The following is a 13,474-nucleotide window of genomic DNA, read 5'->3' as shown; positions in this document are numbered from 1 at the left end:
TTAACTCATCATTGCAGGGGCGCGCAGCCGCTTGTTGAGCCCTTCCCAGACACTCACGACCAGCATGATTACCGTCGTCAGGATTCCCATCTGTAAGAGATTGGCCGCGTAACCTATGGGAATGGCTATCAGCAGGGCCAGCACGCCAAAAATGTGCGACGCCGGGATCAGGCCATAGACAACTTTTTTGTAGATCGCGCTGCCCATCAGATAGATTGCCGGTCCAGCGACAAGAGTTAGAACATAGGCTGTTTTCAGCGGATCATGTGGATGTTCCATCACCAGATCGTTTCCCACTGCCGTCGCAATAATGCCGGCGACCAGTATTGCGTGGACATAATGGAAATATGCGCCGATCCGCCCTGAGTCTGGGGAATGAGTGATCGTTTCTGTCGCGTCCTTGCTGGAAGTTCCGAAATATAGCCACCACATCGCAAGTGTGCCGCCGAAGGTTGCAAGCACAGCGGATATCAAGGCGACATTCCAGACATCGGCATTGGACAGCGATGCGCCGGTAGCGAGCAGTGTTTCGCCAAGTGCGACGATCACGAACAATTGGCAACGTTCCGCCAGATGCCCTCCCTCGATGGTCCAGTCGCTCGTATGGGAACGCCCGAGCCCCGGCAATGCAAAGCCGAACATCGGCGATAGATATTCGCAAAGCACGGCGATCAGCCAGAAAGCCATGCGGATTTCATGTTCAACAAAACAACCGGCGATCCAGAAGACGGCTGCAATGGTGAGCCAGCCGAGCATTCGCCGGTAATTGGCGGCAAGCGGATGTTTCTGCCCAAGGACAAAAACGATATAGCCGGTCCGGCCGAGCTGCATGGCCACATAAGCCAGCGCGAATATCCAGCCATTCTCTGCAAATGCGCCTGGGATAGAAGAAGCCATCACCAGGCCGAGCAGCATGATACAAAACAGAAGGCTGCGTATCTGCGGTGTCTCCGGGTTGAACCAGTTTGTTACCCAGCAGGTATATTGCCAGCCCAGCCACACGGCGAACCAGAGAATGAGCGTTTCCGCTACGCCGGTTAATGTCAGATTGTGCAAAAGCTCATGGCTGAGTTGCGTAACCGCGAAAACATAGACCAGGTCGAAGAACAGTTCCTCGAATGTTACCCGGGCATGGTGCCCGTCTCTTTCTCTCAGAAGCGGATGTGCGGCGGTGGCAGAAGCTGTATTCATGCGAATGTACCTTCCCCTCAGACGGCAAACATTCAATCCAACTCCACCAGCTTATCCTGTAGTGAGCACATCGCATATCCGGCTATGCTGATTTCCACTTGAAGAAGCCAGATCGGGTCACCTCGCGTCAAGCGTGTTGCCAGCCTTGATCCATACGTCGATTCCATCGGCCGCCGCACGGCCCATCGCGAAACAGGCAGTCAGAAGATACCCGCCAGTGGGCGCCTCCCAATCGATCATTTCTCCGGAAACGAAAACGCCGGGAAACTTCGGCAGCATGTAGTGCCCATCGATTTCATGCCACCGAATGCCGCCAGCCGACGAAATCGCTTCCGCAAGCGGGCGCGGACGAATAAGCGGAATGGAGAGCGCCTTGATGGTGGAGGCCAGCGCTTTCGGACTTCTGTCACGTGTAAACTCGGTCACGAGCGCGGCTTTTACGCCTGTAAGCCCCGCTGCCTTGCGCAACAGGTTTCCAAAACTCAGCTTTGCATCCTGCCGGGCAATATCGCTTTCCAAGCGCTCGACAGTTCGTCCCGGCGCAAGATCGAGGGTCAGGAACGTCTGCGCGTTTTCCTCCAAGCTGTCGCGCAGGGCTGCGGAATGCGCGTAGATGAGGCTCCCCTCGACACCGCCTCGGGTAATGACGAACTCGCCTTGTGTCGTGCCTGCATGAGACGTGGCTGTGACAGACTTTACCGGTTCACCGGCGAAACGCTGGGCAAAGAAATCGCTCCACACGACATCAAAACCGCAATTGGCTGAGCGAAACGGCGCTATGTCGATTGCCTTGCGTCGAAATTCGTCGATCCAGGCCCCGTTCGAACCGAGTTTCGGCCAGCTTCCGCCGCCAAAGGCAAAGAGCGCAGCGTCGCATGTGATGACTTCAACGCCATCCGGCTTTTCAATTCGCAGGCCATTGCCCTCGAAACCAAGCCAGCGATGCCGGGTAAGAATACGAACGCCCTGATCTTCGAGACGTTTTACCCAGGCGCGTAAAAGCGGCGATGCCTTCATTGCCTTGGGGAAAACACGGCCAGAAGAGCCGACGAACGTGTCGGCCCCCAATTCATCCGCCCACTTGCGCAACTGGATAGGACCAAAGGCCGTCAAGGCTGGCAAGATAAGCTCGCTGCTTGAGCCGAACCGTTTGGCGAAAGCTGTAAAATCTTCTGAATGCGTGATGTTCAGGCCGGACTTTCCGGCAAGCAGAAACTTGCGGCCAACCGTGGGCATCTGCTCGTAAACCGTCACCCGGTGGCCCAGAGCGGATAGTCTTTCGGCGGCCATCAAACCCGATGGCCCGCCTCCGAGAATGGCTATATTGCCCTTCATGTTCAAAGCCAACGAAGCATTAATCCTGCTTCTCCAGCATTTCCTTAACTGTCGTTGCCAATTGCTTGAGCGAGAACGGCTTTGGCAAGAATCCGAACTTGGCGTCCGCGGGAAGATTACGTGCAAAGGCGTCCTCAGCGTAACCCGATACAAAGATGAACTTTATATCCGGATGCGTCTTGCGCAGTTCACGCAGCAATGTCGGGCCGTCCATTTCGGGCATGACCACGTCCGAAACGACAATATCCACCTCGCCGCCCAGCTCTTCCATCACTTCAAGCGCTTCGACACCGGACGCGGCTTCATGCACCGTGTAGCCGCGCGACTGGAGTGCACGCACTCCGCCCATGCGGACTGCATCCTCGTCTTCCACCAGAAGAACCGTCGCGGAACCGGAAAGATCGGTGGCTTTCTCCACCTTCTTTTCCTTCACGACGACAGGCGCATCATCTGCGCGTTTTTCCTCAATGTGGCGCGGCAGGAAGATTTTGAACGTCGTGCCTTTTCCTACTTCGGAATCACAATAGATGAAGCCACCGGTCTGCTTGATGATGCCATAGACCATCGACAAGCCAAGGCCGGTGCCCTTGCCCACTTCCTTCGTGGTGAAGAACGGCTCAAAAATCTTTTCAAGCACGTCTGCGGGTATGCCCGTTCCTGTGTCTTCAACTTCGAAGACTACATAATCCGCCTCCGGCAGATCGCGATAATGAAGCTTCGCGGCTTCCTGCATCGGCACATTGCGGGTGCGCAGCGTAATTTCACCGCCTTCCGGCATGGCATCGCGTGCATTCACCGCCAGATTGACCGCAACCTGTTCGAACTGCCCGAGATCGGCCTTGACCGACCATAGATCGCGACCATGATCGATTTTCAGCTCGATGTCCTTGCCAACCAGACGTGCCAGAAGCATGCGCAAGTCCGCCAGAACGTCCGTCAGGTCGAGCACTTCCGGACGCAGCGTCTGACGGCGGGAGAATGCTAGCAACTGGCGCACAAGCGAGGCGGCCCGATTGGCGTTCTGCTTGATGTTCATGATGTCTGGGAAAGACGGATCAGACGCGCGGTGATTGGTCAGCAGCAAATCCGACGACATGATGATGGCAGTGAGCACATTATTGAAGTCATGCGCGATGCCGCCTGCAAGCTGGCCAACGGCCTGCATCTTCTGGCTCTGTGCCATCTGGTTTTCGAGGGCTTTTTGCTCGGTCGTCTCAACGGCAGAGATAATCGCAGCTTCCTCGGCGCGCTCGCCACCCAGGTCGGTTACGGGGCTCATGTAGAAGCGGATATGCCGCTCTTCATTGCCCGGCAGCACTGTATCGACCGGCGAAATGCTTGCCTGTCCTGCAAAGGCAGCCGCAAGCGCCCTGTTGAAAGTCTCGCGGTCACGCTCATGCACGACGATCTCAAGCTTCGCATTTCCGTCAATCGCATCGCGATCAACGACAGGCGCGAAAATATCAAGGAAACGCGCATTGGTGCGCAATATATGTCCGGCGGAATCAACCGCAGCGATTGCCATCGGAGCCGAATTGAAGAAGCGCGTGAAACGCACTTCGGCGGAGCGCAGCGCCATTGATGAATCTTCACCCTCCGCACGATCAAGAACGATGGTGCGGCTCGTGCCGCGCGTTCCGTCGCGCGCGGCCTGAACACGATGATAGAACCGGACGGCAAGGCTCTGCCCGTTGCGCTTGATAAGATCCAGATCAATGACGGTATTCCGGCTTGTACCTGGCTCAGCCTTCACCGCCTTGATGAGCGCCATTCCGCTGCCGGCCACAATGTCATTGAGCGTCAACGATCCCGGCGTGAATTGTGTCAGGTCGACTCCGAGCCATTCGGCGAGGGTCGCATTGAGATAGATAATCCGGCCCGAAGGATCAGCCGAAAAGAAGCCAGCCGGCGCATGATCGAGATGATTGATCGCTTCCTGCAGTTCCTGAAAGAAGCGCTCCTGCTCGGCACGCTCATCGGAAATATCGGCAATCTGCCACGCGACGAGCGGACTTTTGAATTCCTGCCCTGCTTCAATGGGACGTGCCTTGATGCGATACCAGACCGGTGCCAGTGAACCACGTCCCTCGCGGGAAAGACCGCCCGAAAGGCGCACTTCCTCCTGCGCCGACAAGCCATCACGCACGGCATTCGTCAGACGGTAAATAGCGTCAGATGCAGCCGGTTCCGCCGTCAGCACATTGTCGAGCGAGCGAACGCCTTCGGCATTCGCCACGCCGGTCATCATGGCATAAGCCTGGTTGGCATAGACGATCTGGCCGCGCGCGTCGGAAATGACTGTCCCTTCCGGCTGCGAATCCATGAAGGAATGCGCGAGGTCCTGCTCGCCGTTCTTCTGGCTGAATTGAATGAGGCCTGTCACTGCGCCGAAAAGATAGAATACGCCGACCATTGACAGAATGCCCATCAGAATGAGGGCAAATCCATCTCCCAACTGGTCTCGAAACACAAAATAGGCGATGGCTGCAACCGTCAGCAATATGCCTACGATCAGGAGGCGAAGGGCACCACTGCGATTGCGCTTGGGCATGACGAGCGGTTTCGGGTAGGCATTGTCCGTCTGTCGCGACATCAAGCCAGTTGCCCTTTCATGTTGCGTGGCTGAACATGAGCGGGCATCAGAGTGCCGTGCATCTTCTTGATCAGCCAAGACCTCATTTCAATCATCTGCATATCCGATTTTCTCGAATGCACTTTTCCGCGCGGTTCGGCTATCGCGTGGGACCGCAAAGCCGATATGTCAGGGTATACCCGATTCGCAGAATGCTTTATTCGGCGAGCAGTACAAGCATTGCTGCACTGAAACGGTGCAAATTGGACTTTTTTGCACTGTTTTGCCTGGGGATCATATATTTCTCGCATTCCCAAGAAACATTCCCAAGGCTTAGAAATTCAACTACTGTATGAACAACGCGATGATGTGGAGTGTCGGGGGAAGCGCAGTCTCCATTCATCGCAGGTTTTCGTTTATTGTATAAGAGGGTATCCGCATGAAGGAATGGCTCAGCGGCATCGTTGGAGAGAGCGCGGCTAATATTGTCGGCTTCATCCTAATATTTGCGATCATTCTTTGCGGAATTTTCGTTGTTCTCAGTATTATCCGCCGTTTCAGCGGCGGTACTTACGTATCCAACGGACGTACGCGGCAACCGCGGCTCTCCGTGATGGATGCGGCGGCAGTCGACAGCAGGCGCAAGCTGGTCCTTATTCGCCGTGACGATGTGGAGCATCTGTTGCTCATCGGCGGCCCCACGGACGTTGTGGTGGAGCAGAATATCGTCATGGAATCGCGGGCCCATGCGCGGGCGCAGCCTTCTCGGATAGAACCGGAGCACATCGAACGCTTCAAGCAGCACGAAGTGCTGACCAATGAAAAGACCCCTGCTCTGTCGCTGCAGACGCCTCCGGCGAACGAGAAGGACGAAGCGATCCAGATCAGTTCCGCAATCGAAACACCGGCTTACCGCAAACCCGAGCCAGCACGAGAAGAACCGGCCCCCCAGGCTGCTACGCCGGTTCGTGTTCCGCCCCAGGCTCCGGCTGCGGCGTCACACTCGTCGCAATCGCCTGTCGAGCCGAAACCCGCTCAGCCGGTGCAGGCTCGACCACAACCACGGCCCGCGCCGAATTATCCACCGCAACCGCGCACAGTATTGCCGCCCCGCCCCGCGCAGGCACAGCCACAGTCAACACGCGCCCACCCGGCCTATCCATTAAGCCAGGTTTCGCGCGGAGTGGTGAGTTCAACCTCCTCAGGTGGTGTCACCGCTACCGGCGTTGCTGCCGTTACGTCGGTCGCCTCGGCAAATCTCGGCAGTATCGTTCCTGAGCGTGAAACAACGGTCGCGGACAAATCTCCATCGCTCGACGTAACGGGTCCCATGGTATCCACAACAGCAGCGCCAGCATTCTCCACGCCTTCCGAACCGAAGCGCATCGAACCTGATATCCCGATTGCGGCGTCAAAGCCGGCGGTATCCGAGCCAGTTTCGACAGAACCGCCCGCTGATGATCTGGCGGACCTCGGCAATGCATTGCAGGACGCCATCACCGCAGACATCAATTCGCAGAGCTCTACCAGCAAGGAGAGCAAGGAAGCGGCCTCATTCGATACCGAGTTCTTCGAGAATGAGCTTCTGAGTTCGCTTGAGATTTCGGCAACCGACGATGGGCTCGAAGACAAGACAAAGGACGATATCGAGGACGAAATGGAAAAGCTCCTCGGTGAATTGACCAAGGATGGAATCCGCCGGGACTGATTTCCCGCCGAAGTCATATCGATAAAAGAAAATAGGCTGCGGAAACCGCAGCCTATAATTTTCAAACCGTCTCGGACCTAGAGCATATTACGATCAGATTGAATTAGATCGACGCTCTGTTTCACACGTTCCGGAAGGCGCACTAGTCGTCGCGATAGACTTTTTCTCGACGCTCATGACGCTCCTGTGCTTCGATTGAAAGCGTAGCGATCGGACGCGCATCAAGCCGCTTCAAGCTGATAGGTTCTCCCGTTTCTTCGCAGAAACCGTATGTTCCTTCATCAATGCGGCTCAGGGCCGCGTCGATTTTTGAGATCAGTTTGCGCTGTCTGTCGCGAGCTCGCAGCTCGATTGCCCGATCCGTTTCGGAGGATGCCCTGTCCGCCAGGTCGGGATGGTTGGCATTTTCCTGCTGCAGCGCCTCAAGCGTTTCGCGCGCTTCACGCAGAATATCGTTCTTCCATGCGATCAGTTTCGCACGGAAATAAGACTTCTGCCGCTCGTTCATGAACGGCTCGTCTTCAGTGGGCCTATAGTCAAGGTCAATCAATTCACTCATTCTGAATTACCCCACATCTAGGAGACGCGAGCGGTTATATAGTTCCATAGCAACAAGGACACAACATCAAACAAGCGTACTTCACTACTTTTTAGTGCATCAATTTTGTATGATTATGCGTAAAAATGGTGCAACATAGAACTGAACGCAAAAATTTGCTCTTGCCACTTTCAGAATAACTTCAATCAATTGCGGAAAACACCGGTATCTTTTCAGTCGAAACCACTCTCCCCCGGGAGAAGTTCCTGAAGCTCAATAATTAGGCAAATGGGACCTGTAAATAATGCTGACAGCCATCAAAAAATCGGGAGAATAGGCAACCGGAGCGTTCATTCGCTCTCGGATTATGGCGAAAAATGCAGGAGAAACACAGCTTGGAACGTTACAGATGAGTCGCTTGCTTCTTCTAAGACACGCGAAAGCCGTGTGGGCCAGACCGGGAATGAAGGACTTCGATCGTCCTCTTGATCAGGAAGGCAAAGCTGCACTCGACCGGCTCGCAAGGGCTATGAAGTCAACCGAGCTTTATCCCGATCGGGTGGTTCTTTCCGGTTCGTGCAGAACGCGAGAAACTGCGTTCGGCATTATTGAACGTTTGGGTATCGAGATCGAAACCATCGTCGACGATACGATCTATAGCGGCGGCGCAGCTGACTACATGCAAGCCATACGCAAACACGGTGACGCGGCAACGCTGATGCTTGTAGGACATAATCCCAGTATCGAAGATCTGGCACTCGCCTTATGTAGCGATGGCAACAAAGATAGCCTTCTGAAACTGCGCGCTGGCTTTCCTACTGCCGCGCTGGCCAAAATCACGTTTCCCGCCTCCCTCACCGATCTTGAGCGCGGCGCTGGTTATCTGGAAAGCTTCATACTGCCCCAGTAGATTTTCCGCGAAGCAACCGGCTTTCCTTGCCAAGGCCGCTGGGGCCACCCTATCTATACCGCTGACAGATCAGTGAATTGGGCGAGGATTAATTGGCTAAGCTGACAAGTATTGGCGACGAAGCGAAGATCGCATTGGATACGCTGGCAGATCGTGCGACCGGGATTTTGTCTCCATCATTGCGGCTCGGCGTGACGGGTCTGTCGCGCGCCGGAAAGACGGTCTTCATCACGGCTCTCGTTCACAACATGCTGCATGGCGGCAGGCTCCCGATGTTCGAAGCCTACAAATCGGGCCGCATTTCACGAGCCCTGCTCGAACCGCAACCGGACGATGCTGTTCCCCGCTTTCAATATGAAGAACATCTGTCGGCATTGATCGATGAGCGTATCTGGCCGGACTCCACCCGCGCCATCTCGCAACTGCGCCTCACGATCGAATATGAATCCGCTTCCGCCTGGGGACGTTGGTTGTCACCGGGCAAGCTCTCGGTTGATATTGTCGATTACCCGGGCGAATGGCTGCTCGATTTGCCTCTGCTTGGCAAATCTTATGCGGAATTCAGTGCGGACTCCTTTGCTCTGGCCCATGAACCAACACACAAGGATCTGGCCCAGCAGTGGATTAGCGAAGCCGCTCTCGTTGACCCTTCTGAAAAAGCAGACGAACTGACGGCCCAGCGCCTCGCCAGAAGTTTCACGGCGTATTTGCGTGCTGGCAAAGCCGATGAGCGCGCATTATCCACCCTGCCGCCGGGACGCTTCCTGATGCCGGGAGACCTTGAGGGCTCACCCGCGCTGACGTTCGCTCCGCTTCCAAACCTGAAACCGGACGATCTGAGGGCCGGCTCGCTGGGCGCAATGATGGAACGGCGTTACGAAGCCTATAAAACCTACGTCATCAAGCCATTCTTTCGCGAGCATATTGCCCGGCTCGATCGGCAGATCGTGCTGATCGATGCCATGCAGGCGATGAACGCCGGCGGCGCCGTCGTGGCCGATCTGGAACGCGCGCTCACCGATATTTTGTCGTGTTTCCGGCCGGGGCGCGCCAATCTGCTGACGGGCCTGATCCAGCGCCGGATCGGGCGTATCCTTGTTGCGGCAACGAAAGCCGATCATCTGCACCATGAAAGTCATGACCGCCTACAAGCCATCGTGCGGCGTCTGGTCGAGCGAGCGATAGAGCGAGCCGATTTTTCCGGCGCTGATATTGATGTCCTCGCAATGGCTGCGGTCCGCGCGACCCGCGAGGCAACCGTGACACAGGGCAAGGAAACTCTCCCGGTCATCGTGGGAACCCCATTGGAGGGCGAGAAGATCGACGGGGAGGTGTTCGATGGTGAAACCGAAACAGCCATATTTCCCGGAGATTTACCGAAGAATCCCAATGCGATCTTTGAAAAGTCCTTTGCGCAGGATGATCCGGCCATCCGTTTCGTCCGTTTTCGCCCTCCGCGGCTTGAACGTACCGCCGAAGGACTGACACTTTCCCTGCCTCATATAAGGCTGGATCGCGCCTTGCAGTTTCTGATTGGGGATCGTCTCGCATGACTGAGAAGACACCACGTAGACCGGCTTCATTCACGGTAAATCAGCCCACAATCCATCCCGAGACGGTGGATGAAGCGCCCCGCCGTCCCCGCGCGGTCCGTGACCTTGATGCGGTTATCGCGCAACCGGATGTTTTCGCCTTGAGCGACGACGAGGCAGCCGAACTGGAGATCCTCGACCCATCCTATGAAGCGCCCGAACGCAAGGGCTGGTCCCTCAGCAAAATACTGTTCGGCGCGCTCGGCTTACTTGTTTCCTTCGCCGTCGGCATCTGGATTGAAGACCTCATTCGGGCACTGTTTTCGCGCGCTGACTGGTTGGGCTGGACCGCCTTGGGCGTCGCTATAATTGCGCTTGCCGCCTTTATCGCCATCGTCGTTCGCGAACTGGCAGCACTCCGCCGCCTCGCTTCAGTGCAGCATCTTCGCAAGGACGCGGCAGATGCAGCTGAGCGTGACGATATGGCGGCGGCCAGAAAGGCCGTGGATGCACTGCGCTCCATTGCGGCGAGCTTGCCTGAAACTGCGCGCGGACGACAGCTTCTGGATGGTCTCACGGACGATATCATTGACGGGCGAAATCTGATCCAGCTTGCCGAAACGGAAATTCTCCGCCCCCTCGACCGGGAGGCGCGCGCACTCATTCTGAATGCGTCCAAACGCGTTTCGATTGTCACTGCGATCAGCCCGCGGGCGCTGGTCGATATCGGATATGTCATTTTTGAATCAGCCCGGCTGATCCGCAGGCTTTCACAACTCTACGGCGGTCGGCCCGGGACATTGGGTTTCCTTAAACTTGCCCGCCGGGTCATCGCTCATCTGGCCGTGACGGGCACGCTGGCCATGGGAGACAGTGTGATCCAACAGCTTGTCGGCCATGGTCTTGCCTCCCGCTTGTCGGCCAAACTCGGCGAGGGCGTGGTCAACGGGCTGATGACGGCACGCATCGGAATTGCAGCTATGGATGTAGTGCGTCCATTCCCGTTCAATGCGGAAAAACGGCCCGGTATCGGCGACTTTATTGGCGATCTTGCAAGGATCAGCGGTGAACGCACCGATAAGAAGCCTTCTGGAAAATAGCAGTTTATTTCCGAAGCATTAACCATTCCCGCCGATTATGGCAGATAGAAATCTGCGCCAGAATCGAGCGATCCGGTGTATCGGCACACTCCCCTTCAATCCGTGCCCTTCTCCTTCAATCGGCTTTTGGCAGCCTCGGAATATCCGACGGTTTGCGAGGTGCGGCCAGTTTTGGTCGTGACATGCTGAAAAACAACGATTAGGAATGACGTCCAATCAAGGTCGTGAATCCGGGACAGAGCTGAATATGAAGAATTGCATCGCCGCCTGCCTGACGCTGCTGCCCGTGTCATTTTCTGCCGCGCCGGTTCTGGCCGCCGACAAGGACAAGCAGTTCTTTCAAACCATCGAAGGCCAATGGTCCGGCCCGGGCGAAATCGTTGCCGGAAAATACAAAGGCACGAAGTTCGTTTGTAATCTCGCTGGATCGACGCCGGATGAAAGCATTGGAATGACGCTGGATGGCACTTGCCGCGTCGGCGTTTTCTCGCAACCGATGAAGGCCACCGTTACACGCGTTGGCTCGGCTTATTCCGGGAAGTTCAACGACGGCGCCGAAGGCAAGGGGCTTGACGTTACATCGGGTTCAGTCAGCGGCAACAAGGTCGTCTTCGGCCTGAACCGCAAGCAGCTCAACGGTGCGATGCTGGCGCGCATCTCTGATCCGAACACGATGAACGTGACGGTTTCCGTTCGCGTCGACAAGGAGCTGGTTCCAGTCATCGGCATGAATTTGAAGCGCGTCGATAATATCGCTGTCGGTAGCATCGCCAAGAACTGAGCCGACCCTATTCCCGCCACCAGCCCGCATCCGTGCGGGCTTTTTCTATTCCAGACTGTTCGATCCCGGCATTCCAGTCGGCAATCGTCTTGCCTCCGATTTCGAGAGAAGGCGCGATATCGTTCAGCGGCACGAGCACGAAAGCGCGCTCGTGCATACGTGGATGCGGCAATACCAGAGCGGCGTCAGTCATAATGACAGCCCTGCCCGCTTCATCCTGCATTGCCAGTATATCTATATCGACAATGCGCGGTCCCCATCTCTCCAGCCTGACACGCTTTAAAGAGCGTTCAACATCGAGACAGGTCGCAATCAACTCCAATGGCTGCAACGAAGTTTCGACTTCGGCGCAGGCATTGTGAAACCACGCCTGGTCCGTCTTGCCCCATGGCGGCGTGCGATAAACTGCCGAAACGGCGACGATATTCGTGTCGGCCCTTGCATCCAGCATGCGCAAGGCCTTGCCCATCGAGGCAACTGGATCGTCGATATTTCCGCCGAGCCCCAGCCAGGCGCGGTAAGATTTGCTCGTGTTCACTGCGGATAGACCACGGTCACTTCAACATGGTCCAGGACACCCGGTACTGGCGCGTTCGGCTTGCGTACGGTGATTTCCGCGCGCTTTACCTGCGGAAACCGGGCGGCGAGCGCTTTTGCAACGTCGAGTGCCAGCGTTTCGATCAGATAGCGCTGGCGCCCGGTGATAATGTCCTGAATGACGGCGAATGCGATACCGTAATGCACAGTGCCGTCAATATCGTCGTTTTCCAGCGCGTTGCCGGGATCGACATCGAGAATGGCATCGACATAAAAACGCTGGCCGAGCTTATGCTCTTCATCGAAAACGCCGTGGTGCGCAAAGAACGCGCAATTCATCATTCGGATCGTATACACGGCTTCACTTCCTGTTTTCGCTGCGTCTTGATTGCAGGATATCATCTGCAACGGCAAGTGCGTCTCTATTAAAAGCGACATTGTGAACACGGAAGATGTCGGCACCTGCCAAACGCAGTGCGACCGACGTTGCCGCAGTTCCTATATCACGGTCAAGCGGAATATCCCTTCCCGTCATACCGCCAATAAAACGTTTGCGCGATGTACCGACCAGCAACGGAAACCCGAGTTTTTGAAGTTCATCCACCCTGGCCAAAAGCGCAACGTCTTCATCCTTGTTCTTGCCGAAGCCGAACCCCGGATCGAGCACGATGCGGGATTCTTCAATACCTGCGTCTTTCGCTATATCCAGCGAGACATTGAGGAACGAGAACTGATCTTCAATGACATCGGCAAGAACGGGGCGATCCCTGCTGGTGTGCATGATGACCAGTCCCGCGCCGCTGTATCTAGCTACATGAGCAATTTCCGGTTCGCGCTGGAGCCCCCAGACGTCATTGACGATATGTGCTCCGGCATTGACCGCGGCCTGCGCCGTTGCAGCGCGGTAAGTATCGATGGAGATGATGCAATCAAATCTCCTTGCCAATGCCTCGATGACGGGGATAACGCGTGCGATTTCAGTTTCGGCATCGACGGCGGCGGCTCCGGGACGGGTCGATTCCCCTCCAACATCGATGATTGTCGCTCCGTCGGCGAGCATCTGGCCAGCCGCTTCAAGGGCCTTTTCCAACTCTTCATGTTGGCCGCCATCGGAAAAAGAGTCGGGCGTGACATTTAGTATGCCCATGATAATGGCCTTAGTCCCCACATGGATGCTTCGTCCATGCGCGAGGTGCCATTCTTTCGTCATAGCGAAATGTTCCTGTGCCATTCTCCGTGCTACTTTTCATTGCGGCGAGGTTGCAACCAA

At 56.0% G+C, this 13,474-nt stretch carries 12 protein-coding genes; 5 read left to right on the top strand and 7 right to left on the bottom strand.

Translation table 11 applies throughout. From position 1 onward, the window contains the following. From JNC63_RS03975 to cckA, 3 genes are all read right to left on the bottom strand, one after another. Complete coding sequence (locus tag JNC63_RS03975; RefSeq protein ID WP_063882317.1) at positions 1-1,191, bottom strand: low temperature requirement protein A; 1,191 nt, start codon at positions 1,189-1,191, stop codon at positions 1-3. A gap of 117 nt (positions 1,192-1,308) precedes the next feature. Beyond that, positions 1,309-2,526: a TIGR03862 family flavoprotein gene (locus tag JNC63_RS03970; RefSeq protein ID WP_063882315.1), complete on the bottom strand. Its 1,218-nt coding sequence runs from the start codon at positions 2,524-2,526 to the stop codon at positions 1,309-1,311. A gap of 19 nt (positions 2,527-2,545) precedes the next feature. Next, positions 2,546-5,119, bottom strand: coding sequence for a cell cycle histidine kinase CckA (gene cckA / locus JNC63_RS03965; protein WP_100651943.1), 2,574 nt, complete (start codon positions 5,117-5,119; stop codon positions 2,546-2,548). 418 nt (positions 5,120-5,537) lie between these two features. Between cckA and JNC63_RS03960 the strand changes: the two genes are divergently transcribed. Next, on the top strand, positions 5,538-6,806 hold the full coding sequence (locus JNC63_RS03960; protein WP_063882311.1) for a flagellar biosynthetic protein FliO: 1,269 nt from the start codon (positions 5,538-5,540) through the stop codon (positions 6,804-6,806). Positions 6,807-6,948: 142 nt separating this feature from the next. On the opposite strand, the gene dksA is transcribed toward JNC63_RS03960, so the two are convergent. Continuing rightward, positions 6,949-7,365, bottom strand: a complete 417-nt coding sequence (dksA, locus tag JNC63_RS03955) for an RNA polymerase-binding protein DksA (protein ID WP_006466858.1) — start codon at positions 7,363-7,365, stop codon at positions 6,949-6,951. Positions 7,366-7,753: 388 nt separating this feature from the next. Here dksA and JNC63_RS03950 point away from each other — a divergent pair, with 388 nt between their 5' ends. The 4 genes from JNC63_RS03950 (at position 7,754) to JNC63_RS03935 (ending at position 11,667) form a co-directional block, all read left to right on the top strand. Beyond that, on the top strand, positions 7,754-8,254 hold the full coding sequence (locus tag JNC63_RS03950; protein ID WP_063882309.1) for a SixA phosphatase family protein: 501 nt from the start codon (positions 7,754-7,756) through the stop codon (positions 8,252-8,254). A 92-nt stretch (positions 8,255-8,346) separates the two neighbouring features. Next, positions 8,347-9,807, top strand: a complete 1,461-nt coding sequence (locus JNC63_RS03945) for a YcjX family GTP-binding protein (protein WP_100651944.1) — start codon at positions 8,347-8,349, stop codon at positions 9,805-9,807. Continuing rightward, positions 9,804-10,886 (top strand): YcjF family protein, encoded by a 1,083-nt coding sequence (locus JNC63_RS03940; RefSeq protein ID WP_100651945.1) that lies wholly within the window; start codon positions 9,804-9,806, stop codon positions 10,884-10,886. The genes JNC63_RS03945 and JNC63_RS03940 overlap by 4 nt, the downstream gene beginning before the upstream one ends. A 247-nt stretch (positions 10,887-11,133) precedes the next feature. After that, positions 11,134-11,667, top strand: coding sequence for a hypothetical protein (locus tag JNC63_RS03935; RefSeq protein ID WP_063882415.1), 534 nt, complete (start codon positions 11,134-11,136; stop codon positions 11,665-11,667). Positions 11,668-11,674: 7 nt separating this feature from the next. On the opposite strand, the gene folK is transcribed toward JNC63_RS03935, so the two are convergent. From folK to folP, 3 genes are all read right to left on the bottom strand, one after another. After that, entirely contained in the window at positions 11,675-12,136 is a 462-nt protein-coding gene (folK, locus tag JNC63_RS03930; protein WP_245670692.1) for a 2-amino-4-hydroxy-6-hydroxymethyldihydropteridine diphosphokinase, read from the bottom strand. 65 nt (positions 12,137-12,201) lie between these two features. Further along, positions 12,202-12,561 (bottom strand): dihydroneopterin aldolase, encoded by a 360-nt coding sequence (folB, locus tag JNC63_RS03925; RefSeq protein WP_006470502.1) that lies wholly within the window; start codon positions 12,559-12,561, stop codon positions 12,202-12,204. A 4-nt stretch (positions 12,562-12,565) separates the two neighbouring features. Further along, positions 12,566-13,414 (bottom strand): dihydropteroate synthase, encoded by an 849-nt coding sequence (gene folP, locus JNC63_RS03920; protein ID WP_063882414.1) that lies wholly within the window; start codon positions 13,412-13,414, stop codon positions 12,566-12,568. Positions 13,415-13,474 lie beyond the last annotated feature (60 nt).

The sequence above is a fragment of the Brucella ciceri genome (genome assembly GCF_041930145.1).
GTDB lineage: Bacteria > Pseudomonadota > Alphaproteobacteria > Rhizobiales > Rhizobiaceae > Brucella > Brucella intermedia.
This window is presented reverse-complemented; position numbering and strand designations above follow the sequence as displayed.